Origin of the sequence: Baekduia sp. (assembly GCF_035685985.1) — a bacterium.
Taxonomy (GTDB): Bacteria; Actinomycetota; Thermoleophilia; order Solirubrobacterales; family Solirubrobacteraceae; genus Baekduia.
Genome location: NZ_DASRZV010000014.1, coordinates 1 through 23307 on the forward strand (window position 1 = coordinate 1; position 23307 = coordinate 23307).

At 74.4% G+C, this 23307-nt stretch carries 26 protein-coding genes; 15 read left to right on the plus strand and 11 right to left on the minus strand.

All coding sequences use genetic code 11. The features are described from left to right. Together VFG42_RS06525 and VFG42_RS06530 are read right to left on the minus strand one after the other, a co-directional pair. Window positions 1-705, minus strand: a 705-nt coding sequence (locus tag VFG42_RS06525) for a polyprenyl synthetase family protein (RefSeq protein WP_324906500.1), incomplete at its 3' end; no start/stop codon positions are given. 47 nt (window positions 706-752) lie between these two features. Further along, window positions 753-971 carry a hypothetical protein gene (locus VFG42_RS06530; RefSeq protein WP_324906502.1) on the minus strand — a complete coding sequence of 73 codons (219 nt, stop codon included), beginning with the start codon at window positions 969-971 and terminating at the stop codon, window positions 753-755. 97 nt (window positions 972-1068) lie between these two features. On the opposite strand from VFG42_RS06530, the gene VFG42_RS06535 reads away from it, so the two are divergent. From VFG42_RS06535 to VFG42_RS06550, 4 genes are all read left to right on the plus strand, one after another. After that, window positions 1069-2544: a hypothetical protein gene (locus VFG42_RS06535; protein WP_324906505.1), complete on the plus strand. Its 1476-nt coding sequence runs from the start codon at window positions 1069-1071 to the stop codon at window positions 2542-2544. A gap of 81 nt (window positions 2545-2625) precedes the next feature. Beyond that, complete coding sequence (efp, locus tag VFG42_RS06540; protein WP_324906507.1) at window positions 2626-3186, plus strand: elongation factor P; 561 nt, start codon at window positions 2626-2628, stop codon at window positions 3184-3186. A gap of 3 nt (window positions 3187-3189) precedes the next feature. Continuing rightward, window positions 3190-3594: a transcription antitermination protein NusB gene (locus tag VFG42_RS06545; protein ID WP_324906509.1), complete on the plus strand. Its 405-nt coding sequence runs from the start codon at window positions 3190-3192 to the stop codon at window positions 3592-3594. A 9-nt stretch (window positions 3595-3603) separates the two neighbouring features. Further along, window positions 3604-3984: a hypothetical protein gene (locus tag VFG42_RS06550; protein ID WP_324906511.1), complete on the plus strand. Its 381-nt coding sequence runs from the start codon at window positions 3604-3606 to the stop codon at window positions 3982-3984. On the opposite strand, the gene VFG42_RS06555 is transcribed toward VFG42_RS06550, so the two are convergent. Next, window positions 3985-4308: a hypothetical protein gene (locus VFG42_RS06555; protein ID WP_324906513.1), complete on the minus strand. Its 324-nt coding sequence runs from the start codon at window positions 4306-4308 to the stop codon at window positions 3985-3987. 18 nt (window positions 4309-4326) lie between these two features. Continuing rightward, window positions 4327-4521 (minus strand): hypothetical protein, encoded by a 195-nt coding sequence (locus VFG42_RS06560; RefSeq protein ID WP_324906515.1) that lies wholly within the window; start codon window positions 4519-4521, stop codon window positions 4327-4329. 134 nt (window positions 4522-4655) lie between these two features. Between VFG42_RS06560 and ligA the strand changes: the two genes are divergently transcribed. Then, complete coding sequence (gene ligA / locus VFG42_RS06565; RefSeq protein WP_324906516.1) at window positions 4656-6662, plus strand: NAD-dependent DNA ligase LigA; 2007 nt, start codon at window positions 4656-4658, stop codon at window positions 6660-6662. A 561-nt stretch (window positions 6663-7223) separates the two neighbouring features. Here the strand turns inward: ligA and glgP are convergent. Together glgP and VFG42_RS06575 are read right to left on the minus strand one after the other, a co-directional pair. After that, window positions 7224-9329 (minus strand): alpha-glucan family phosphorylase, encoded by a 2106-nt coding sequence (glgP, locus tag VFG42_RS06570; RefSeq protein ID WP_324906518.1) that lies wholly within the window; start codon window positions 9327-9329, stop codon window positions 7224-7226. Between the two features lie 87 nt (window positions 9330-9416). Next, on the minus strand, window positions 9417-9626 hold the full coding sequence (locus VFG42_RS06575) for a hypothetical protein (RefSeq protein ID WP_324906520.1): 210 nt from the start codon (window positions 9624-9626) through the stop codon (window positions 9417-9419). Window positions 9627-9645: 19 nt separating this feature from the next. Between VFG42_RS06575 and VFG42_RS06580 the strand changes: the two genes are divergently transcribed. Further along, window positions 9646-11490, plus strand: a complete 1845-nt coding sequence (locus VFG42_RS06580; RefSeq protein ID WP_324906522.1) for an ABC-F family ATP-binding cassette domain-containing protein — start codon at window positions 9646-9648, stop codon at window positions 11488-11490. A 2-nt stretch (window positions 11491-11492) separates the two neighbouring features. Here VFG42_RS06580 and VFG42_RS06585 read toward each other — a convergent pair whose 3' ends face one another. Then, window positions 11493-11948 carry a hypothetical protein gene (locus VFG42_RS06585; RefSeq protein WP_324906525.1) on the minus strand — a complete coding sequence of 152 codons (456 nt, stop codon included), beginning with the start codon at window positions 11946-11948 and terminating at the stop codon, window positions 11493-11495. Window positions 11949-11973: 25 nt separating this feature from the next. On the opposite strand from VFG42_RS06585, the gene VFG42_RS06590 reads away from it, so the two are divergent. Genes VFG42_RS06590 through VFG42_RS06600 form a run of 3 tightly spaced genes read left to right on the plus strand, consistent with a single transcriptional unit; the run spans window position 11974 to window position 13396 of the window. Beyond that, window positions 11974-12309: a stress response translation initiation inhibitor YciH gene (locus VFG42_RS06590; RefSeq protein ID WP_324906527.1), complete on the plus strand. Its 336-nt coding sequence runs from the start codon at window positions 11974-11976 to the stop codon at window positions 12307-12309. A gap of 21 nt (window positions 12310-12330) precedes the next feature. Further along, complete coding sequence (locus tag VFG42_RS06595) at window positions 12331-12708, plus strand: FKBP-type peptidyl-prolyl cis-trans isomerase (protein WP_324906529.1); 378 nt, start codon at window positions 12331-12333, stop codon at window positions 12706-12708. A gap of 4 nt (window positions 12709-12712) precedes the next feature. Further along, the gene (locus tag VFG42_RS06600) at window positions 12713-13396 is read left to right on the plus strand and encodes a TVP38/TMEM64 family protein (protein WP_324906531.1); all 684 of its coding nucleotides are present in this window, start codon (window positions 12713-12715) and stop codon (window positions 13394-13396) included. Window positions 13397-13398: 2 nt separating this feature from the next. Here the strand turns inward: VFG42_RS06600 and VFG42_RS06605 are convergent, their stop codons facing one another. Continuing rightward, window positions 13399-13824: an RNA-binding S4 domain-containing protein gene (locus VFG42_RS06605; protein ID WP_324906533.1), complete on the minus strand. Its 426-nt coding sequence runs from the start codon at window positions 13822-13824 to the stop codon at window positions 13399-13401. A 16-nt stretch (window positions 13825-13840) separates the two neighbouring features. Between VFG42_RS06605 and VFG42_RS06610 the strand changes: the two genes are divergently transcribed. Next, entirely contained in the window at window positions 13841-14482 is a 642-nt protein-coding gene (locus tag VFG42_RS06610; RefSeq protein ID WP_324906535.1) for an alpha/beta family hydrolase, read from the plus strand. 91 nt (window positions 14483-14573) lie between these two features. Here VFG42_RS06610 and VFG42_RS06615 read toward each other — a convergent pair whose 3' ends face one another. Genes VFG42_RS06615 through VFG42_RS06625 form a run of 3 tightly spaced genes read right to left on the minus strand, consistent with a single transcriptional unit; the run spans window position 14574 to window position 17332 of the window. Next, window positions 14574-15002: an OsmC family protein gene (locus VFG42_RS06615; protein WP_324906537.1), complete on the minus strand. Its 429-nt coding sequence runs from the start codon at window positions 15000-15002 to the stop codon at window positions 14574-14576. A gap of 38 nt (window positions 15003-15040) precedes the next feature. Further along, complete coding sequence (locus tag VFG42_RS06620; protein WP_324906539.1) at window positions 15041-15484, minus strand: SRPBCC family protein; 444 nt, start codon at window positions 15482-15484, stop codon at window positions 15041-15043. A gap of 54 nt (window positions 15485-15538) precedes the next feature. Next, complete coding sequence (locus tag VFG42_RS06625) at window positions 15539-17332, minus strand: DEAD/DEAH box helicase (protein WP_324906541.1); 1794 nt, start codon at window positions 17330-17332, stop codon at window positions 15539-15541. 89 nt (window positions 17333-17421) lie between these two features. On the opposite strand from VFG42_RS06625, the gene VFG42_RS06630 reads away from it, so the two are divergent. From VFG42_RS06630 to VFG42_RS06650, 5 genes are all read left to right on the plus strand, one after another. Further along, complete coding sequence (locus tag VFG42_RS06630) at window positions 17422-18642, plus strand: MFS transporter (RefSeq protein ID WP_324906543.1); 1221 nt, start codon at window positions 17422-17424, stop codon at window positions 18640-18642. A gap of 223 nt (window positions 18643-18865) precedes the next feature. Beyond that, window positions 18866-19417, plus strand: a complete 552-nt coding sequence (locus VFG42_RS06635; RefSeq protein WP_324906545.1) for a cupin domain-containing protein — start codon at window positions 18866-18868, stop codon at window positions 19415-19417. 102 nt (window positions 19418-19519) lie between these two features. Beyond that, the gene (locus VFG42_RS06640; RefSeq protein WP_324906547.1) at window positions 19520-20227 is read left to right on the plus strand and encodes a helix-turn-helix domain-containing protein; all 708 of its coding nucleotides are present in this window, start codon (window positions 19520-19522) and stop codon (window positions 20225-20227) included. Then, on the plus strand, window positions 20224-21681 hold the full coding sequence (locus tag VFG42_RS06645) for an amidase (protein ID WP_324906554.1): 1458 nt from the start codon (window positions 20224-20226) through the stop codon (window positions 21679-21681). The genes VFG42_RS06640 and VFG42_RS06645 overlap by 4 nt, the downstream gene beginning before the upstream one ends. Continuing rightward, window positions 21678-23288: an amidohydrolase gene (locus VFG42_RS06650; RefSeq protein WP_324906556.1), complete on the plus strand. Its 1611-nt coding sequence runs from the start codon at window positions 21678-21680 to the stop codon at window positions 23286-23288. The genes VFG42_RS06645 and VFG42_RS06650 overlap by 4 nt, the downstream gene beginning before the upstream one ends. Window positions 23289-23307 lie beyond the last annotated feature (19 nt).

A 23307-nucleotide genomic window follows, 5' to 3' on the forward strand; every position in this document is an offset into this window, starting at 1 on the left:
GGCCTTGCCGAGCAGCGCGGGATCGCCCTCCACGTCGAGCAGGTCGTCGACGATCTGGTAGGCAAGGCCGAGGTCCTGGGCGAACGCGGTCAGCGCACGCGCCTCGGGCTCGGGCGCACGGGCCATCACCACCGGCAGCTCGAAGGCGCAGACGATGAGCGCGCCGGTCTTCATCCGCTGCAGATGGGTGATCGCGCCCATGTCGAGGTCGGGCCGGTGCTCGGCGATGAGGTCGATCATCTGGCCGCCGACCATGCCCGACGCGCCTGCCGCGATCGCCAGCGCCGTCACCAGCTCGCACCGCACCGCCGGGTCGCCATGCGTGTCGGGCTCGGCCAGCACCTCAAACGCCCGGGTCAACAGCGCGTCGCCCGCGAGAATCGCGGTCGCCTCGTCATATTGCTTGTGGCAGGTCGGCCGCCCGCGGCGCAGGTCGCTGTTGTCCATGGCCGGCAGGTCGTCGTGGATGAGCGAGTAGGTGTGGATCAGCTCCAGCGCGGCGGCCAGCGGCAGCACGGCCTGGCGGTCCAGCCCGATCGCGCCCGCGGTGGCCAGCGCCAGGACCGGCCGGATGCGCTTGCCGCCGGCCAGCAGGCTGTAGCGCATCGCGTCCTCCAGCCCCTCGGTGCGCGGGGCGCGGGACGGGAAGCGCAGCGCGTCGAGGTAGACGTCGACGTGGGCGCGCAGGTGGTCGGGGTAGGCCACGACAGCCCCCGTCCCCACCTCCGCCTCGGTGTCAGCGGACGACGGCACTACAGCAGCGGGTCCTGGCCGGGGTGCGGCTCGGCCGCCGCGGCGCGCGACAGGCGCTCCAGCTCGGCCGAGGCCTGGGAGGCCAGCGACGCGGCGTCCTCGACCAGGGTCGCGGCCGCGTCGGGGGACACGTCGCCCGAGCGCAGCTGCTCGGCGGCGCGCTCCAGGCGCGTCACCAGCGCATCGAGCTGGGCGGCGGTCTCGTCGGTGGTGCTCATCTCCCCCGCATTGTGCCCTAGGGCGCGGCGGCGCTACCCGCGGGGTACGGGCCGCCCGGCGCGCAGGCGCACGACGCTCGGCATACTCAGGCCGCTCATGGCGACCATCGGCTCGGCACGCGCACCGCGGCTCTGGCGGCTCGTCGCCCTCGTCGCGGCGATCGGCGTGGCGATGGTCCTCGTGGTGCTGCTGGCGCGCGGTGGCCGGAAGGACGATCCCGACCCGGTGGCCGGGACGGCCCGGATCGTCGTCGATCGGCCGGGCCGGACGGTGCCGCGGTCGTTCTTGGGGCTGTCGGTCGAGTGGGACACGCTCGGCGCCTACGCGGGGCACCGCCCCGCCGCGCTGCTGGCGCTGCTGGCGCCGCTGCGCCAGGCGGCGGGCTCGCCGCTGCGGCTGCGGGTCGGCGGCGACAGCGCCGACCAGGCCTGGTGGAACCCGGGCGGACGCGAGCCCAAGCCGCCGACGGTCCTGCAGAACCTCGGGCCCGGGACGCTCGACGACGTCGCGTGGCTGGCGCGCGGCCTCGGCGGTCCGGTCTCGCTCGGGGTCAACCTCGCGCTGCGCGACCCGAGCAACGCCGTCGCGCTGATCCGCGCGGCCCGCCGGGAGCTGCCGCCGGGCTCGCTGGCCGGGATCGAGATCGGCAACGAGCCCGACTTCTACACGCGCGGGCGCACGTTCGTCCGCGGCGGCCACGTCCACCGGCGGCTGACCAAGTTCGCCAGGTACACGCTCGCCGACTACGCGCGCGACGCCGGCACCTACCTGCGCGCGCTGCAGCCGGTCGCCGGCGGCGCCGCGCTGACCGTCGCGGGCTTCGCCGCGCCGGCGTGGTGGCCGGCGCTGCCCGCCATGCTGCACCAGTGGGGCGGCCGCGCCGGCGCGCTCGCCGCCCACCTCTACGCCGAGCCCAACTGCGAGGCCCCGACGCCCAAGGCGTCCTGGCTGGCCGGCCGCGCGTCCAGCCGCACGCGCGTCGCGTCGCTGCGGCCGCTGCTGCGGATCGGCCGCGAGGAGCACCTGCCGGTGAACGTCTCGGAGCTGAACACCTTCGCCTGCGGCGGGCGCCCCGGGCTCAGCAACCGGCCCGTCGCGGCGCTCTGGACGGCGGACACGCTGATGGCGCTGGCGCGGGCGGGCGTGCACTCAGCGACCCTGCACACCTGGGCCGGCGCGGCCTACGCGCCGTTCGTCGTCCATCGCGACGGCCGCGTGACCGGCCGCCCGCCGCTGACCGGCATGCTCGCCTTCGCGCGCGCCGCGCCGTCCGGCAGCCACGTCGTGCGCACGATCACCACCGGCGCGGTCCGCGGCGGGTCGACCGTCGACCGCGACGGCACCGCCCGCCTCCTGCTCATCACCCGCCGGCAGGCGACCGCCACGATCCGCGTCACCCACGCCGGGTCCACGACCGCGCGGCGCACCGGCTGCGCCACCGCCTGGCAGGCGCCGCCGTCCGGCCGTCCGCGCACCTCGCGCGTCTGCCCCGGAGCCAACGGCACGCTCTCGCTCTCGATGCCCGCCACGTCGCTGGCGGTCGTCACGATCCCGCACGCGACGGCCGTCTAGCGGTCCGCGCGCGGACCGACGCCGTCGGGGGCGGGCGGATGCGGCCGTCCCGGGCGGGTGCGCCATACTGGTCGGCGGACCATGATCAGCACCAACCAGCTCAAGAACGGCAACCACATCGAAGTCGACGGCACCATCTACAAGGTCGTCGAGTTCCAGCACGTCAAGCCCGGCAAGGGTCCGGCCTTCGTGCGCACCAAGTTGAAGCGCGCCAGCGATGGCAACGTGATCGACAAGACGTTCCGCGCCGGTGAGAAGTTCCGCGCCGTCCGGACCGAGGCGCGCAAGATGCAGTTCCTGTACGCCGACGACACCGACGCGCACTTCATGGACACCGAGTCCTTCGAGCAGCTCGCGGTCCCGGCCGCCGGCGTCGCCGACGCGCTGCGCTGGACCAAGCCCTCCGACGAGGTCGACGTGGTGTTCATGGACGGCAACCCGTCCTCGATCCAGCTGCCGTCGTCGGTCGAGCTGGAGGTCACCGAGACCGAGCCGGGCGTCCGCGGCGACACGGCCTCCGGCGGCGGCAACAAGCCCGCGACGGTCGAGACCGGCGCCCAGATCATGGTCCCGCTGTTCGTCAACATCGGCGACCGCGTGAAGATCCAGACCGAGACCGGCGACTACATGTCGCGGGCCTAGCGCTTGTCCCGTCGTTCCGATCAACGCCGCGCCGCCGCGTTCGCCCTCTACCAGCACGACGTCACCAGCCGTGAGCTGGACGACGTCTTCTCGCGCGACGCGACCACGTTCACGCGCGCGCTCGCCTACGCGTCGGCCGACTACGCCGCCGACCTCGACGGGGTGATCGAGCGCCACGCCAAGGGCTGGACGATCGACCGCATCGCGCCGCTGGAGAAGGCGATCATGCGCGTCGCGCTCCTGGAGATGCTCCACCCCGACGCGGTCCCGGCCGACACGCCGATCCCCGCCGAGGGCGCGATCGACGAGGCCGTCGAGACCGCCAAGGAGTTCTGCGGGGCCGACGCGCCGAAGTTCGTCAACGGGATCCTGGCCGCGGCCTTGCGGGAGCAGCGCGCCGACGCGTAGCGTCCGCGCATGGCCGCTTCCGACGACGACGCCACCGCCGCGCCACCGACCTTCCCGCTCATCGTCCACGACGACGAGCGCGAGACGCTGCGCACCGCGCTGCGGACGTTTCGCGACGACCTCGGGCGCGAGGAGCACCGGATCGCCGCCGTCCTGGACGGCCTCCTGGGCCGCCTCCCCGACGACGAGGCCACGCCGCTGAGCGTGGACGCCGCCGAGATGAAGGTCACCCACAGCGCGCTGCACGCCGCGCTGGACGACTCGCGGCGCGAGCAGGCCGACGTCCGCGCCCACGTGCGCGCGCTGCTGGAGCGCCTGCCGGACGAGCCCGACATCCGCGCGATCGACCTCGAGGCCGAGCTGGACCGGCGCGAGCGCGGCGGCCGCTAGCTAGTTCTCGTACGTGCCCGAGCTGTACAGGCCGGGGAACGCGAAGATCACCGCGAAGGCCGCGGCGAACAGCACGAAGATCGCCAGGCACCCGACGACCTGGCCGCGCCGGCGGTCGCGCGCCGACATCATCACCGCCAGCCACGTGACGCCGGCCAGCAGGGCGAGGACGCCCTGAAGCAGCAGCAGCCCGTTGTGCGCACGCCACGCCCAGCCGTAGCCGTCGTCGTCGTGCGCGGAGCCGACCGCCATCCGCCATCCGGCGACCGCCATCCAGGCGATCAGCATGGCGTACCCCAGCTCGAGCCTTCCGAGGAGCCGCATGACGGCTCCAGTGTGCGACTAGAGCTGGTCGGGGTCCAGCCCGCGGGTCAGCTGCCACGCCTCCTCGACGGGCTCGCCCTCGGCCTCAGCGGGCGCGGGGACGAGGCCGAGCTTGCGGGCCTCCTTGCGCGCGTTCTTCTCCATGCGCTTCTCGCGCTGGCGGTTTTCGCGGTTGAGCTTCGCCATCGTCGTCTTCTTGTTGCGTGCGGCCATAGGAGATCCACCCTCCTGTCGGTGTTCTGCGAAACGCGGAGGGTGCACGAGGGCAACAACTGCGAAAGCGCCGGGCTCTCTCTAACCCTAGCCGCCGGAGGCTCCGCATCCGGCGCGGCCGTCACCATGGGCACGTGAGCACGAAGGACATCGCCGCCCGGATCCAGGAGCTGAGCGCGGAGGTCAAGCGCCTCAACGACGCCTACTACGGCGACGGCGACAGTCCGTTCCCGGACGCCGACTACGACGCGCTCAAGGACGAGCTGACCGCGCTGGTCGCCGAGCATCCGGAGCTGGAGCCCAGCGACTCGCCGCTGGGCAAGGTCAACGCGCCCGAGCAGCTGCAGGGCCCGACGGTCCGCCACGCGCGGCCGATGCTCTCGCTGGCCAAGGCGACGACCGAGGAGGCGATCGTCACGTTCTGCGAGCGCTTCCCGGGCCAGGTGTTCCGCGTGTCGGAGAAGCTCGACGGGCTCTCGATCTCGATCGTCTACGAGCACGGGAAGCTCGACTACGTCGCCACGCGCGGGACCGGGACGATCGGCGAGATCGTCACCGACAAGGCGATCCACGTGATCCCGGAGCTGCCGCGGACCGTGAAGCCGAAGGGGCGCGTCGAGGTGCGCGGCGAGGCGCTGATGGCGCGCTCCACGTGGCAGGCCTACAACGACACGCACCCCGACAAGCCGCTGACCAACCCACGCAACGGCGCGGCCGGCACGTTGATGCAGAAGGACGCGCGCGCCGCCGCCGAGGCCGGCCGCCTGCTGCGCTTCTTCGCCTTCGGGGCCGAGCACGACGGGGCCGACGTCGATCCCGAGCGGCTCGGCTTCGAGCTGGTCCACCAGACGCTGTGCGACACGACCGACGCGGTCATGGACGCCATCCACGCGATCGGCGCCCGCCGCGACGCGTTGGACTACGACATCGACGGCGCGGTCGTGCGGCTGCACGAGCCGGCGGCGTTCGAGGCCGCGGGCTTCAACAGCGCCGAGCCGCGCGGCGCGATCGCCTTCAAGTACCCGCCGGAGGAGAAGCTCACGAAGCTGCTGGCGGTCGAGTGGCAGGTCGGCAAGGTCGGGCGGATCGCGCCGCGCGCGAAGGTCGAGCCCGTGTTCGTCGGCGGCGTGACGGTCGAGAACATCACCTTGCACAACCCGCGGCTGATCCGGGAGCGCGACCTGCGGATCGGCGACACGATCGCGGTCGTCCGCCGCGGCGACGTCATCCCGTTCGCCGGGCGCTCGATCCCCGAGGACCGCGACGGGACCGAGGAGGTCATCGTCCCGCCGAAGTACTGCCCGTCGTGCGCGACCGAGCTGGAGATCCGCGGCACCGGCGAGGAGCGCTGGTGCCCGAACCTGCAGTGCCCGGCGCAGATCACGCGCCGGCTGATGCACTGGGCGTCGCGGCCGGCGGCCGACATGGAGGGCGTCGGCGACGTCTGGATCGAGAAGCTCGCCGAGGACGGGGTCCTGAAGTCGCGCGCGGACTTCTACACCAAGATCACGACCGACCTGCTGCTGGACTACGAGCGCATGGGCGAGGTCTCGGCGCGCAACATGGTGGACTCGATCGCGGAGTCCAAGGGCCTGGGGCTGCGCCGGGCGCTGATCGGCTTCGCGATCCCGATGGCCTCCGACGGGACGGCCAAGCGCCTGTGCCTGGCCGGGTTCGAGCGGATCGAGGAGATCGCCGCGGCGTCGGTCGACGAGCTGGTGGCGATCAAGGACATCGGCCCGAAGGTCGCCGAGTCGCTGGTCGCGTTCTTCCAGCGCCCGGAGGTCGACCAGGAGATCGCGGAGCTGCGCGCCGCCGGCGTCGACCTCACCGTCCACGACGAGGACCGCCCCGTCGACGTCGCCGCCGCCGGCGACTCGCCGCTGAAGGGCAAGACCGTCGTCATCACCGGCGCGTTCACCGACCCGCGCTCCGGCGCCAAGGTCTCGCGGCCGGACGTGACCCGGTTGGTGGAGCAGGCCGCCGCGACGGCGACCTCATCGGTGTCGGGCGACACGGACTACCTGCTGGCCGGGGCCAACACGGGCGCGGCGAAGACCAACAAGGCCGACAAGCTGGGCGTGCAGGTGGTGGACCAGGAGACGCTCTGGGCCTGGCTGGCCGAGGCGGGGGTGGCGTAGGGGCGGGAGCGGGCGGGGGCGCGGGCGCGGCGCCGGCGGCGGCGGCGGCGCTGACGCGGGCTTCGGGCCGGGTGGCGCGAGCGCTCGCGGCGCTGACGCGCTGGGCGTTGGCGGTGCTGCGGGGCGCTGGTGGCCAAGTCACCGAGGGGAGCGAGGCCGGGTTGGCGTGGCGACCGCCTGCGGTCGTCCGCGAGCGAGTCTCCGGGCTCAGGGCGGGTCGTTCGGGGCCGAAGCGACAACCAATGGCGCCTTCGTGTCGGATAACGACACGAGCGCGCCATCGGTCCGCCGGCGCGACGCGGGTCGGCCGGCGCGTTGAAGGGTCGGCCGGCGCGATGCGGGTCACTGCGAACGTCGCATGGACGTTCGCAGTGACCCGCGACGACGCTTCGGCCCCGAACGGCTCGCCCTGAGCCCGGCGCCGGGCCGGCGGAGAGCGACCCGGGTGGCGCTGCCAACCCCGCTCGTTCCCCTCGGTGACTCGGCCACCAGCGCGGAGCGGCACCACGAGCGCCGAGCGCGTCAGCGCCAAAGGCGCCCGAGACGCCCCAAGCCCCCCTCCTACACCGCCACCCCGCTCCACGCGTACATCTTGCTCTCGTAGTCCTGCAACATCCGCGTCGCCGAGAACCGCGGCGCGCAGGTCTTCAGCGACGCCTTGACCCGCGCCACCCACGCTCCGTTCCCCGCGTAGAACTCCGGCACCACCTCGTCCTCGAGCAACCGGTACAACATCGCCGCGTCCCTGGCGTCCTGGGCCTGGTGGTCGGCGTCGACCTCGCCGGGTAGCGCCCAGCCATTCGAGCCGTCGTAGGCCTCGGCCCACCAGCCGTCCAGCACGGACAGCTGCAGGCCGCCGTTGAGCACCGACTTCATCCCGGAGGTCCCGGACGCCTCCAGCGGCGGGCGCGGCAGGTTGACCCAGACGTCGCAGCCGCCGACCAGCCGCGCGGCGGACGCCAGGTCGTAGTCGGCCAGGAAGACCACGCGCCCCTCCGTCCCCGCCGCACCGCGCAGATGCAGCAGCTCCTGGATGAGCTGCTTGCCCGGGTCGTCCTTCGGATGCGCCTTGCCGGCGATGACGAGCTGGACCGGGCGGTCGCCGCGCAGGAGGTCCAGCGCGCGCTCGGCGTCGTGGACCATCAGCCCGAGGCGCTTGTAGGTCGCCACGCGGCGGGCGAAGCCGATCGTCAGCGCGTCGGGGTCGAACGCGGACTCGGCGGCCTCCACGAACGCGCGCTCCTCGCCGCGGACCAGGCGGTCGCGCGGGATCCGGGCGCGGACGAGGTCGACGAGCCCCTCGCGCTGCGCGCGCCGCACGGCCAGCAGCTCGTCGTCGGGGATCGCGTCGATGCCCTCCCACGTCGCCGGGTCGGCCGCGCGGGTGATCCAGCCGTCGCCGAGATACGTGTCGAACAGCGTCCGCATCGGCCCGCCGATCCACGTCGGGACGTGCACGCCGTTGGTGACGTGCGTGATCGGGACGTCGTCGACCGGCGTCCCGGGCCACAGCTCCTGCCACATCTCGCGCGCGACCTCGCCGTGGCGGCGGCTGACCGCGTTGGTCGCCCGCGACGTGCGGATCGCCAGCTGCGTGATCCCGAACGGCTCGTGCTCGTCCTCGGGATGCGTGCGGCCGAGCGCCAGCACCGCGCCGTCGTCCAGGCCGCGCGCCTCGATCTCCGGCTCCAGCAGCAGCGCGACGTCGCCGCCCGGGTAGGCGTCGTTGCCCGCCGGGACCGGCGTGTGCGTGGTGAAGACCGTGTGCGGCCGGGACGCGGCGACGATCTCCTCGACCGTCGCGCCCGGCTCCTCCAGCGCCCCGAACGCCGCGTGGCCCTCGTTGAGGTGGATGACCTCGGGCTCGACCCCCAGCGCGGCCAGCGCGCGCCGTCCGCCGATCCCGAGCAAGGCGTACTGGTCGAGTCGCACCTCGGGCGAGCCGACGTACAGCTGCGAGGTCGTGAAGCGCGCGAAGGCGGAGTTCTCGGGCCGCTCGGCGTCCAGCAGGAACAGCGGCACGCGGCCGACGTCCACCCGCCACAGCTGCGCGACGATCGTCTCGTCGCGCACCGGCACCGAGACCGTGAGCGGCCGCCCGTCGTCGCCGGTGACCAGCGCGGCGGGCAGGCGCTCGGCGTCGGTGTCCAGCCAGTACTCGCGCTGCCAGCCCGACAGGTCGATCCGCTGGCGGAAGTAGCCCTGGCGGTACATCAACCCGATCGCGACGAACGGCAGCGCCCGGTCGCTGGCCTCCTTGACCAGGTCGCCGGCCAGCGCGCCGAGGCCGCCGGAGTAGATCGGCAGCGACGCGTGGATCGCGTACTCCGCGCAGAAGTACGCGACCGGCGCGCCGGACCGCGACGGCGGCGCCGCGCGATGGTCGGCCAACCGCCGGTCCAGCGCGGCGGCGCGCTCCAGCAGCGCCGCGTCGGCCGCGGCGGCGGCCAGGCGCTCGGCGCTCGCCTCCTGCAGCAGCCGCACGGGGTTGCCCGCGCACGCGGTCCAGCGGTCCGGGTCGACGTCGCCGAACAGCGCGTCGCCGTCCGGGTCCCAGGACCACGAGTAGTCATAGGCGATCCGCGCGAGCACCTCCAGCTCGGCCGGCAGCTTCTCCGCCAGCCCGGCGATGGCACGGTCGATGTCACGGCGTCCGGCGTCGGTCATCAGCCCTCCACTACCCCGCGCTCCAGGGAAAACACGCGGCCCGGCGGACGCGAGCCCTGCCCGGACGCCGCGCCGGCGATCCCGTCCCTAGGTGCAGTCCCCGAACGGGTCCGGCCGTCGCAGCCAGGCCCGGACCTCGCCGGCCACGACGACGGGCTCCCCGTTGGAGGTGTAGCCCATGATCGGGAGGTCCTCGCGGGCGACGGCGTCGGCGACCCAGGACTCCTCCACGTCGAGCCAGGCGGCGACGTCGCAGGGGCGCAGCAGGGCGTCGTCGGAAGGGCCGTCGTCGCTCATGTTGCGTAGGTTACGGGTGGTGACGCCCGTCGCCGCGCGCAACCTCGTCAACCTCAAGGACGTCGCCAAGGGCTACGCCGCGCGCACGGTCCTGAGCGACGTCACGCTCGGCCTGGCCGAGGGCGATCGCGTGGGCGTCGTCGGTCGCAACGGCGACGGCAAGAGCACGTTGATGGCCTTGATCGGCGGCTCCGAGGAGCCCGACGCGGGCGCGGTCACGCGCTCCGGCGGCGTGTCGATCGGCGTGCTCGGCCAGGGCGACGCGCTCGACCCCTCCGCCACGGTCCGCGCCGAGCTGGTCGAGGGCCGCGCCGACCACGAGTGGCGCGCCGACGCCCGCTTCCGCACCGTGCTCGACGGGCTGCTGGGCGGCGTCGGGATCGACCGCTTCCCGCAGGGCCTGGACACGGTCATCGCCCCGCTGAGCGGCGGCGAGCGCCGGCGGATCGCGCTGGCCAAGGCGCTGATCGACAACCCGGACCTGCTGCTGCTCGACGAGCCGACCAACCACCTCGACGTCGAGGGCGTCGACTGGCTGGCCCAGCACCTCGCCGCCCGCCGCGGCACGCTGCTGGTCGTCACGCACGACCGCTGGTTCCTGGACGCCGTGTGCACGCGGACGTGGGAGGTCCACGACGGCGGTGTCGACCAGTACGAGGGCGGCTACGCGGCCTACGTGCTGGCGCGCGCCGAGCGCGACCGCCAGGCCGCCGCGCGCGAGGAGCGCCGCCAGCAGCTCATGCGCAAGGAGCTGGCGTGGCTGCGGCGCGGGCCGCCGGCGCGCACGTCGAAGCCGAAGTTCCGCATCGAGGCCGCCAACGCGCTGATCGCCGACGAGCCCGAGGCCCGCGACGGGGCCGAGCTGCTGCGCTTCTCCGCGCGGCGGCTGGGCAACAAGGTGCTCGAGGCCGAGGACATCACCTTGCGCTACGGCGACGCGCCGCCGCTCCTGCGCCACCTGACCTGGCGGCTGGGCCCCGGCGACCGCGTCGCGCTGGTCGGCGTCAACGGCAGCGGCAAGACCTCGCTGATCCGGATCCTGGCGGGCACGCAGGAGCCGACGTCCGGCGCGGTCGACCGCGGCCAGACCGTGCGGCTGGCCTACCTGTCGCAGGAGGTCGCCGAGATCCCCGGCGACCAGAACGTCCTCGAGTCGGTCGCCTCGGTGCGCGGGCGCACGCGGCTGGCCGACGGCGTCGAGATCACCTCCGGCCAGATGGCCGAGCGCTTCGGCTTTCGCGGCGAGCGGGCGCGAACGCTGGTCCGCGACCTGTCCGGCGGCGAGCGCCGGCGCCTGCAGCTCATGCGGCTGCTGATGGACGAACCCAATGTCCTCGTGTTGGACGAGCCGACCAACGACCTCGACATCGACACGCTCACCGCGCTGGAGGACCTGCTCGACGGCTGGCCCGGCACGCTGGTCGTCGTCAGCCACGACCGCTACTTCGTCGAGCGCGTCACCGACGACGTGTACGCCTTGATGGGCGACGGCGGGATCCGCCATCTCCCGGGCGGGATCGACCAGTACCTCCAGGCGCGTCACGCGGCCGACGCGGCGGCGGCGGCGACGCCGGCGCCGGCCACCGCGCCCGTCACCGCCGCGGACGCCACCGCGCCCGCCGCCCCCGCCCGCAGGCCCGGCGCCGGCGGCGCCGCGCGCGAGGCCCGCAAGGAGATCGCCCGGATCGAGCGCGCGCTGGACAAGCTCGCCACGCGCGAGACCGAGCTGCACGAGGCGATGGCGGGCGCGGCCACCGACTTCGACCGCCTGCGCGCGCTCAACGACGAGCTGGCGACCCTCACCGCCGAGCGCGACGACCTCGAGGCCGCCTGGCTGGAGGCGTCCGAGGCCGCCGAGGGCTGACGCTAGCGCCCGAGCCGTCGCTCCAGCTCGTGGGCCGTGTGCGGCAAGGGCCCCAACAACGCCCGCGTCTCCGCGATGCCCGCCCGGACCTCGGCGTCGCCGACCTCGACCGGCAGCATCGAGTCCTGCAGCTCGCCCAGCTCGGCGTCGGCCCGCTCCAAGGCGGCGACCGCGTTGTCGATGTGGTCCTTCGGCCGGTGCGCGTGGGGCGCGCGGCCGCCCGCGAACGCCCGCGCCGGGAACCCGTGGCGCTCGGCGAACTCCGCGTACGTCCGCTTCGCCCGCCCCGACGCGGCCTGCGCCGGGCGGAACAGCAGCTCCTCCAGCTTGTCGCCGGTCTGCTCGTCGAGCAGCTCGTAGGCCTCGCCGAGGGCGGCGATCGCGATCGCGATCGCGTCGGCCGCCCCGCCCAGGTCGTCGAGCAGCTGCTGCCGGCCCTCCGCGTTGGTGTACGCCATTGCCTCGCAGCCTATCCTGAGCCCGATGCCCCGACGCGGCAACGACTCCAGCATGGTCTGGTCGTCCTCCGACGGCGACCTGCGCAAGGCGCGCGACCCGAAGACGGTCAAGCGCCAGACGTCCGGCCCCGTGAAGGTCCGCCGCGAGATCGCGGGCCGCAAGGGCAAGGGCGTCACCACCGTCTTCAACCTGCCGCTCAACGACCTCGAGATCCGCGATCTCGCCGCCAAGCTCAAGAAGCGCTGCGGCGTCGGCGGCTCGGCCAAGGACGGCGTCATCGAGCTGCAGGGCGACCACCGCGACACCGTGATCGCCGCCCTGGAGGCCGACGGCTACGATGTCGTGCGCGCCGGTGGATAGCGCCGGCTAACCTCCCGGGCCATGGCCCCCAACGAGAAGCCCGAAGTCAGCGTCCCCGGCGGCGCGCCGTCCTACCAGCTGGAGATCGAGGACCTCGAGGTCGGCACCGGCGACGAGGCCGTCGCCGGCAAGATCGTCGACGTCCACTACGTCGGCGTCTCGTGGGCGACCGGCGACCAGTTCGACGCCTCCTGGGACCGCGGCGACACGTTCAAGTTCGGCCTCGGCAAGGGCCAGGTCATCCAGGGCTGGGACCAGGGCGTCGAGGGCATGAAGGTCGGCGGCCGGCGCCGGATCACGATCCCGCCGATGCTCGCCTACGGCAAGCGCGGGGCCCCGCCGGTCATCGGGCCGGACGAGACGCTCGTGTTCGTGGTCGACCTGCTCGGTGTGAGGTAGGGCCGTGGGGCCCCGCCGGTCGCACATCGCCGCGATCGCCGGGGCCGTCGTCCTCGCCCTCGGCCTCTGCCTGCTGATCCACCCGGTCCGCGAGGCGCTCGGCCACGCCGCCCACGGCGACACGACCGCGCTGCGCGAGCAGCTCCGCGGCACCGGCGCGGGCGGCGTGCTCGTGTTGTATGCGTTGATGATCGCCCACGCGGTCGTGGTCTTCCCGGCCGAGATCACCAACCTCGTCACGGGCTTCACCTACGGGATCCCGCTCGGGATCCTGATCTGCGCGACCGGCTGGTTCGCCTCGGGGATCTGCACGTTCTTCATCGGCCGCCACCTCGGCCGCCCGCTGCTCACCCGGCTGGCCGGCGACGAGCGCAGCGCGGCGATCGAGCACGCGGTGCAGCGCGGCGGCTGGACCGCGCTGCTGCTCCTGCGCCTCCTGCCGATCGTGCCGTTCAGCTTCGTCGGCTACGTGTGCGGGGCGACGCGCGTGCCGCTGACGCGCTTCGCGTGGACGACCGCGATCGGCCAGCTGCCGCTGATCGTCATCGCGGTGATCCTCGGCTCGCGCCTGGAGCACTTCTCGACCACCGACCCGCTGGTCTGGGGCACGATCGCGGTCTTCGTGATCCTGTTCGCGCTGTCGCACCCGGTCGTCAAGCGCCTGCAGCGAACGCGGCAGCGCGCGTAGGCCTACACGTCGCGGCGGTTGCGCGCCGTCTCGCGCTGCTGCTCGAAGCGGCGCCGGTCGCGCTTGGTCGGCCGCGCGCCGCCGTCGTCGTAGGTCGACCGCGGGATCGACTGCAGCTCCAGGCGCCGCCGCTCGCGGAACGCCTCGCGCGCGGCGATCGACTCGGGCGTCTCGTCGTAGAGCGTCGCCGCGACGGCCGCCGAGCCGCGCCGCTCGGCCGTCGCCGTGATCCGCACGACGGTCTTCACCGGGCCGTTGGTGTAGGCCAGCTCGTCGCCGGGCCTGACGTCCTTGCTCGGCTTGACGACCACGCCGTTGACCTCGACCCGCCCGCCCTTGGCGGCGTCGGATCCGAGCGCGCGGGTCTTGACCATCCGCGCGGCCCACAGCCACTTGTCGACCCGCACCGGTGCGGAGGCGTCGTGCATCGCGACGTATGGTGGCATGGTGCCCGCCGACGAGGTCCTGGACATCGACACGCCGCACGGCCCGGCCCGCGCCCACGTGCGCCACGCGCCCGCGCCGGTGGCGGCGCTGCTGCTCGGCCACGGCGCGGGCGGCTCGGTCGACGCGCCCGACCTGCTGGCGGCGACCGACGCCGCGCTGGACGCGCACGTGACCGTCGCGCGGATCGAGCAGCCCTACCGCGTCGCGGGACGGCGCTCGGCGGCGCCCGCCGCGCAGCTCGACGCCGCCTGGCTGGCGGCGCACGCGGCGCTGGCCGCCGGCGCGCTCGCCGGGCTCCCCACGCTGTCCGGCGGCCGCTCCTCCGGCGCGCGCGTCGCCTGCCGCACCGCCGCCGAGACCGGCGCGATCGGCGTGCTGTGCCTGGCCTTCCCGCTGCACCCGCCGCGGCGCGACCCCGACGCCGAGCCCAAGACGCGCCAGCCCGAGCTGGACGCGGTGCGCGTGCCGATGCTCGTCGTCCAGGGCGTCAACGACCGCTTCGGGATGCCGCCGGCCCGCCGCGGGCGCGGGCGCCGTCAGGTCGCGCAGGTCCCCGGCGACCACGCGCTCAAGAAGGACCTGCCGGCCGTGCGCGCGGCCGTCGCGGCGTGGCTGCCGAAGGTCCTGCCCGGCGCCTAGCGACGGCGCGGCGGCGCGACGGGCGCGACGGCGCGCCCCCGCGGCGGATCCGCCCGGAGCGCGCCCGACCACCACGCCTGGCCGATCGTCGCTAGACGGCCTCCAGCGACGCGTCCAGCGTGATCTCCGGGACGCCCGCCAGCGCCTTGCTGACCGGGCAGCCGGCCTTGGCCGCGTTGGCCGCCTCGACGAACTTGTCCTCGTCGAGGCCGGGGACGCGCCCGAGCGTCGTCAGCTCGATCTTGGTGATCGTGGGCGCGCCGTCGACCAGGCGCAGCGTCACGACCGCGTCGGTGTTGATCTGCTCGGCCGGCGTGCCCGCCTCGGCCAACATGTTGGACAGCGCCATCGAGAAGCACGACGCGTGCGCGCCCGCGATCAGCTGCTCCGGGTTGGCGCCCGGCCCGTCCTCGAAGCGCGACTTGTAGGAGTAGTCGCCCGAGATCGCGTCCCCCGCGGTGAACGTGCCGCTCCCGCTCTTGAGATCGCCCTTCCACTGCGCATGGCCCTTGGCCGGCATCCGGCTTCCTCCTGTGGTGGTTGACGGTGGGGTTGGCCTCAGCCTAAGGCCCGCAGACCCGGCGCGGCCAGGAGGCGTTCGATGCCGTCCAGCGCGCGCGGCAGCCGGCGCGCCTCCTGCGGACGCAAGATGGCGCGATCGAACGCGCGTCCCGCCCAGCCGAGCGCCGGGCGGGAGCGGACGATCAGCTCCACCCAGGTGCCGTCGGCACCGTCGGAGCGCAGCTCGAAGACCCGGTCGAACGTGCGCGCCAGCCGCGGATGCTCGGCCCGGTGGACCTGCCGGCGCGGCGGGTCGAACTCCACGATCCGCCACTCCCCCGCGCCGGTCTGGTAGCCGACGCCGAGCCCGGCCGGACCGCCCGCGTGCCGCACCGTCCGCGCCCACGGACACCAGTCGGGGTAGCGCTCAATGGCGCTCAGCAACCGCCAGACGTCTCGGGGTGCCGCGGCGATCCAGCGCCGGTCCCGCACTTCCGTCACGTGAAACTCCTCATCGGGGAAGGTCGCTCTGCGCTGCGGCCCACCCCCGGGAAGCTACCACCGACGGGGGCGGGTGCCCTCCCGACGGACCGTCGTCTTGCGACCCTTGATCGTCCGATGGCGCAGCGCGGCCACGACGTGATCGGCCGCCGCCTCGGGCACCTCGACCAGCGAGAACCGCTCGGCGATCTCGATCGCGCCGATCTGCCGCCCGCTCAACCCGGCCTCGTTCGCGATCGCGCCGACGAGGTCCTGCGGCCGGATCCCGCGCTCGCGCCCGGCGCCGATGAACAGGCGCGTGGTGGCCGGGCCGTCGGCGTCGCGGTGCTTCCCGCGCCCGCCCCGCTCCTTCGGCCCGCCGCGCTCGGGGCGCTCGCCGCGCCCACCGCGCTCGCCGCGCTCGCCGCGCTCCGGGCGCTCGCCCCGCTCCGGGCGCCGCTCGCGCGGCCCCTTCGCCGGCCGCTCCCGCGACGCCGACAGGTCCGGGATCTCGTCGTGCTCGGCGTCGGCCGGCGTGCCGCCGGCGCGGTGCGCCAGCGCCACGGCCGCCAGCGCGACCTCCATCGGGTCGTGCTCGTCGCCGAGCGTCTCGACGACCACGCGGAACGGGTCGAGCGCCTCGCCGCCCTCGGCCAGCAGCGTGGCCAGCGCCTCGGTCGTGGCCTCCAGGCGCCGCGCGCGCAGGTCGGCGACCGTCGGCAGCTTCTCGACGGCGATCGGCTGGCGCGTCACCCGCTCGATCGCCTTCAACATCCGGTGCTCGCGCGGCTGGGCGAGCGTGATCGCCGTGCCCTCGCGCCCGGCGCGCCCGACGCGGCCGATCCGGTGCACGTAGGCCTCCGGCGCCGACGGGACGTCGTAGTTGACGACGTGGGTGAGCACGTCGACGTCGAGGCCGCGCGCGGCGACGTCGGTCGCGACCAGCAGCTCGGTCGTCCCGGCCTTCAGGCGCCCGATCGCGCGCGTGCGCTGCTCCTGGCTCATGCCGCCGTGCAGCGCCTCGGCGCGCTGGCCGCGGCCGTTGAGCGTCTCGGTGAGCTGGTCGACCTCCGCGCGCGTGCGGCAGAAGACGATCGTCGCGCCGGGCGACTCGACGTCCAGGACGCGGCCGAGCGCGGCGGGCTTGTGCGCGCGCGGCACGACGTAGGCCTTCTGGCGGACCTTCGGCGCCTCGCCCGGCGCGTGGCGCTCGCCGCCGAGCCGGATCCGGACCGGGTCGTTGAGGTGCGAGTCGACGATGCGCGCGATGCGCGGCGGCAGCGTCGCGGAGAACAGCACGGTCTGGCGGTCGACCGGGGTGCCGGACAGGATCGCCTCGATGTCCTCGGCGAAGCCCATGTCGAGCATCTCGTCGGCCTCGTCGAGCACGATCGTCCGCAGGCCCTCCGGCTTCAGCGACGACCGGCGGATGTGGTCGAGCGCGCGGCCGGGCGTGGCGATGACGACGTCCACCCCGCGCTCCAGCGCCTTGAGCTGGCGGACGATCGGCTGCCCGCCGTAGATCGCGAGCGTCCGGACGCCGAGGTCGCGGCCGTAGCGGTGGACGGCCTCGGCGACCTGGGTCGCCAGCTCGCGCGTCGGCACGAGGACCAACCCGCGCGGATCGCGCGTCTGGCCGCCGTCGCGGCCCAGGCGCTGCAGGAGCGGCAGCGCGAACGCCGCGGTCTTGCCGGTGCCGGTGGCCGCCTGGCCGAGCAGGTCGCGGCCCTCCAGCAGCGCCGGGATCGCCTCGCGCTGGATCGGCGTGGGCTCCTCGTAGCCGAGGGTGGTCAGGGCGGCGACGAGCTCGGGCGCGAGGTCGAGGTCCGCGAAGCCGACGGAGTCGCCGTCGGAGGAAGTCGAAGTCATGCGGCGCGCCACGGTAGTGGGTCTGCCGACGTGAAGGTGTGTGAACCCCGGCCCGATCTCGCGCGCGCGTCCGCTACACGTGTAAGGGCGTGTCCGCCCTGCTCAGCGAACCTCGGACCCGGTCCTCGACTCCCGCACCGTCCGCGCCGCCCCTGCGCGCGGCGCTGCTGGCGCTCGCCCTCGGCGGGTTCGCGATCGGCACGACCGAGTTCGTGGCCATGGGCCTGCTGCCGCAGATCGCCCACGGCGTGAGCATCTCGATCCCGACCGCGGGCCATGTCGTGTCGGCCTACGCGGTCGGCGTCGTCGTCGGCGCGCCGGTGCTCGCCGGGCTCGGCGCGCGGTTCCCGCGGCGCACGCTGCTCGTCGCGTTGATGGTGGCCTACGCGCTCGGCAACCTGCTCAGCGCGCTGGCGCCGTCCTACGCGACGCTGATGGCCGCGCGCTTCCTGACCGGCCTGCCGCACGGCGCGTACTTCGGCGTCGCGTCGCTGCTGGCCGCCGACCTCGCGCCCCCGGGCCTGAAGGCGCGCGCGGTCGCGCGCGTGCTGCTCGGGTTGAGCGTGGCCAACGTGGTCGGGGTCCCGGCGGCGACGTGGATCGGCCAGGCGTTCGGCTGGCGCGTCGCGTTCGGCGTGGCCGCCACGCTGGCGGCGGTGACCGCGATCAGCGTGCTGCGCGTCGTCCCGCTGGTGGCCGCCGACCGCGCGGCGACGTTCCGGCGCGAGCTGACCGCGCTGCGCCGCCCGCAGGTCTGGCTGGCGGTCGCGACCGGCGGGATCGGCGGCGGCGGCATGTTCGCCGTGTACTCCTACATCTCGCCGATCCTCACCGACCGCGCGGGCCTGCGCGAGGCGCTCGTGCCGGTCGTGCTCGCGATCTGGGGCGCCGGGATGGTCGCGGGCAACCTGATGGCCGGGCGGCTGATGGACTGGCGCCCGCATCGGGCGATGCTCGGCGCGTTCGTGGCGATGGCGGCGATCTTCGGGACGTTCGCGTTCACGAGCGCCAGCCCCGTGCTCGCGCCGATCACCGTGTTCTTCCTGGGGATGGCGCTGATCCTCCCGACCGGCCTGCAGATGCGGCTGATGGAGGTCGCCGGCGACGCGCAGACCCTCGGCGCCGCGCTGAACCACTCGGCGTTCAACATCGCCAACGCGATCGGCGCGTGGCTGGGCGGCGTCGTGCTCGCCGCGGGCCTCGGGCTGACCGCGCCGATGGTCGTCGCCGTCGCGCTCGCGCTGGCCGGGATGGTCATCTTCATGGTGTCGCTGGCGCTCGAGCGCCGGCGTGCGGCGGTCCCCACCTAGTGTCGTGATTCACTCATTCGGTCGCAGCATTCCGGGATGCTCGGCCCCGTCAGGCGGTCGTCGATGGCCGCAGGCGACCCTGTGGGTCGTTGAGGAACAGCGACGAGCGCATGGCGGCGGCGAGCGCCCGGAGGCGGCCGGCGAATGAATGAATCACGACACTAGAGCCCGGACTGGGGTACCCCCCGATGCGGGCCCGCGCGCGCCGGAGGACAGTGCGTGCATGACCAGCCCTCTCCTCGCCGGCCCGGCCGCTGCCGACAGGCCCCTCGAGACCATCGTCTTCCCCAGCGGCCGGCTCCACGAGGTCGTGGCCGCCGACGACGACCACCTGGTCATCCAGCTCACGGTCGCGCCGATGGAGCGGCCCAACACGCCGCACGTCCACGACACCAGCGACGAGGTCTTCGAGGTCCTCGGCGGCCACGTCCTCTTCACGCTCGCGGGAGTCGCCCACCACCTCGCCGCCGGCGACTCGATCGTGATCCCCCACGGCGCGGTGCACTTCTGGCAGGTCGTCGGCGACCGCGACCTCACGGCCCGCGTGACGTTGACGCCGGGCTGTCGCCTGCATCTGCTCCTGCGGGACCTGGCGGCGCTGGAGGTCGCCGGCCGGGTGAAGGACGGTGAGAAGCCGGGGCTGCGGGACTTCGCGCTGCTGCAACGGCGCCACCGGCACGACGTGCGCTTCGCGACGATGCCGCGGCCGGTGCTGCGGATGGTCGTCTGCGCGGGCCTGGCGCTGGCCGCGGTGACGGGGCGACGGTTGCTGTAGGGGTCGGGACGCCGGGTGGCGGCGCCCGGGGCACGACTCGGGTCCACACCGCTGTCAACGCTGTTGACTTCCTCCCGACGCACCCCATAGGCTCGGCCCTCGATGGCCCCACGCGCCGCCTCCACGGCCCCCGAGAACCCCGCGGCGCCCGCCCGTCCGCGCCTCGACCGCGCCCGGATCCTCGACGCCGCGCAGGCCATCGCCGACGCCGAAGGCGTCGCCGCCGTCACGCTCCGCCGCATCGGCGCCGAGCTCGACGCCGACCCGACCGCGGTCTACCGCCACTTCCGCAACAAGGACGAGATCCTCGCCGGCCTCGCGGACCGCCTGTTCGGCACGCTCCCCGACCTCGACGAGACCGCGCTCACCTGGCGCGAGACCCTCAAGGCCGAGCTGCGCCACGCGATGAACCGCTACCGCCGGCACCCCGACCTGGCGCTGCTGCTCGCCGTCCAGCCCGACGACACGCCGAGCCTCCAGGCGATCGCCGACCGGCTCCTCGGCCTCCTCATCCGACGTGGCCTGCGACCCGAGCAGGCCGCCCGGTACCTCCAGGTCATCGAGAACCACGTCGTCGGCACCGGCCTCTACTACGCGGCCAACGGCCAGACGTTCCGCGACGCCGACGCGATGCGCCGCGCCTACGCGCTCCTGCCCGCGACCACGCATCCGCACGCCGCGCGGGCCGCGGCGCATCTCTTCCCGGACCTCGACGCGTCGTTCGACCTCGCCTCCGACGCGATCCTCGACGCGATCGAGGCCGTGGCCGACGCCAACCCCACCAACGACCCCGCGAAGAAGGACCGATGAGCAGCGAGCTGTACGCCATCTCCGCCACCGAGGCGCTGGAGCGCTTCCGCGATCGGAGCCTCTCCCCCGTCGAGCTGCTCGATGCGGTGATCGCCCGCGCCGAGGAGGTCGAGCCGACCGTCAACGCGCTCGTCCACGAGCGCCACGACGAGGCCCGCGTCGAGGCCAGGGCCGCCGAGCAGCGCTACGTCGCCTGGGCCGAGCGCGGCGGGCCCGAGCCGCGCGCGCTCGAAGGCCTCCCCCTGGCGATCAAGGAGGAGGAGGCCGTCGCGGGCCAGCCGTGGACCCAGGGCTCGCTGACCTACAAGGACCTCGTCGCCGAGCACTCCTCCAACTTCGCCCAGCGGATGCTCGACGCCGGCGCGATCGTCCACGCCCGCACCACCGCGCCCGAGTACTCGTGCGCGTTCTTCACGCACTCGCGCATCCACGGCGTCACGCGCAACCCGTGGAACCCCGCGTTCGGCGTCGGCGGATCCTCCGGTGGCGCGGGCGCCGCGTTGGCCTCCGGCACCACCACGCTGGCCTCCGGCTCCGACATCGGCGGGTCGATCCGCGCCCCCGCGTCGTTCAACGGCGTCGTCGGCTTCAAGCCGCCCTACGGCCGCGTCCCGCAGGAGGCGCCGTTCAACCTGGACACCTACTGCCACGTCGGCCCGCTGGCCCGCACGGTCGCCGACACCGCGCTGTACGAGAACGCGATCGCCGGACCGGCGCCCGACGACATCGCGTCCCTGCGCCCCAAGTACGTGCTGCCCAGCGACTTCGAGCCCGTCGAGGGCCTGCGCGTCGCCGTCTCCACCGACCTCGGCTCCTGGCCCGTCGACCCCGAGATCCGCGCCAACACGCTCGCGGTCGCCGAGGCGCTGCGCGGCGCGGGCGCGCTCGTCGAGGAGGTCGACCTCGTCGTCGACCGCGAGAAGGTCCGCCGCGCGACCGCGATCCACTTCCACCTCGGCTTCGGCGAGTGGATCGGCGCGGAGGCCGCCGCGCACGCCGACACCGTCACCGCCTACGCCGCCGAGTTCGCCCGGCGCATCGCGGGCTACGCGGCCGGCGGCACGCTGCTGGAGAAGCACACGCTGGAGGCCGAGCTGTACGCGCCCGTCGGCGCGCTGCTGGACCGCTACGACGCGCTGATCTGCCCGACGATGGCCACCCGCGGCCTGGTCGCCGGCGACGACTACATCGACACGGTCCTGACCGTCGACGGCGTCGACCTCGAGTTCTACTTCGACGCCGGCCTCACGCCGGTGTTCAACATCATGTCGCGCTGCCCGGTCCTCAACGTCCCGTCCGGCTTCGCCGACAACGGCGTCCCGACCGGCGTGCAGATCGCCGCCCGGACCTACGACGACCTCACGACCTTCCGCGTCGGCGCGGCGATCGAGGCCGCCCGCCCCTGGCCGCTGATCGCGCCCGCCCGCGCGTCGACCGGCGAGGTGGCGGCATGAACGAGCAGCTCGACCTCGCGCTCGTCAACGGCCGCGTCCGCACGCTGGACCCCGACCGGCCCGCCGCGACCGCGATCGGCATCAAGGACGACAGGATCGCCGTCGTCGGCGACGCGCGCGACGTCGCGGGCGCCGACGAGACGATCGACCTGAAGGGCGCCGCCGTCGTGCCCGGCCTGACCGACAGCCACGTCCACCCGTTCCTCGGCGCGCTGGACGCCCGCGGCGTCGACCTGCTCGACGTCCACACGCTGGACGGCGTCCGCGCCGCGGTCGCCGCCGAGCGCGCGCGGTGCGCGCCCGGCCAGTGGGTGCTCGGCTTCGGCCTGGACTACAACGCGTTCGCCGACAGCGGCATCGGCGGCGAGCTGATCGCCGACGCCGCGGGCGGCGGCCCAGCGCTGCTGACGTTCATCGACTTCCACACCGCGCTGGCCACGCCGCGCGCGCTGGAGCTGGCCGGGATCGACGGCCCCCGCCGCTTCGACGAGCACGCCGAGGTCGTCGTCGACGACGCCGGCAGGCCCACCGGCGAGCTGCGCGAGATGGGCGCGATGCGCCTGGCCCGCGCCGCGATGCCCGCGCTGACCGACGCCGAGGTCTACGCCTTCAACAAGGGCAACCTCGAGCGCTTCGCGGCGGCGGGCCTCACCGGCGTGCACGGCATGGACGGGACCGTCGCCTCGCTGGACACGCTGCGCGAGCTGGAGGCCAACGGCGACCTGCGCACCCGGATCGTCATGCCGTTCTGGTCCAACCCCGACACGCCCGAGGAGACCTGGGAGGAGTACGCCCGCCACCGCGACGCGCGCGGCGCCCGCTGGCGCGCCGGCGTCGCCAAGCTGTTCATCGACGGCGTCATCGACACCGGCACCGCATGGCTGGTGGAGGCCGACCGCGAGGGCGACGGCCTCGCCCCGTTCTGGCCCGACCCCGACAGGTACGCCCGCGCGGTCGCGTTCTTCGCCTCCCACGGCTTCCAGGTCGTCACCCACGCCTGCGGCGACCGCGGCGTCCGCGAGGCGCTGAACGCCTACAGGAAGTCCGGCGCCGCGCCCGGGATCCGCCACCGGATCGAGCACATCGAGACGCTCCAGCCCGACGACCTGCCGCGCTTCGCCGCCGAGGACGTCATCGCCTCGATGCAGGCCCAGCACATGATGCACCTGTCGCCCGACCGCGACGACAACTGGTCGCGGCGCCTGGGCGCCGAGCGCACCGCGCCCGGCCGCGCCTTCCCGATCCGCTCGCTGATCGCGTCCGGCGCGACCGTCACGCTGGGCTCCGACTGGCCGGTCGCGCGCTTCGACTGGCGCGAGGGCATGGGCGCCGCGCGCCTGCGCCGCCCGCCGGGCGAGACCGGCCGCGCCGCCTACGACGACCAGGCGATCGACGCGCTCACCGCGCTCGAGGGCTACACCGTCCGCCCGGCCGAGACCACCAACATGGCCGACCGCCTCGGCGCGCTGAAGCCCGGCCACCTGGCGGACGTCACGGTCCTCGGCGCCGATCCCGTCGACACCGCCGCCGACGACCTGCCCGCCGTCCCGACGGTCGCGACGATCGTCGGCGGCGAGGTGGTCTACCGCGCGCCGGACCTGGACTGAGCCTCGCGCACACGGGTAC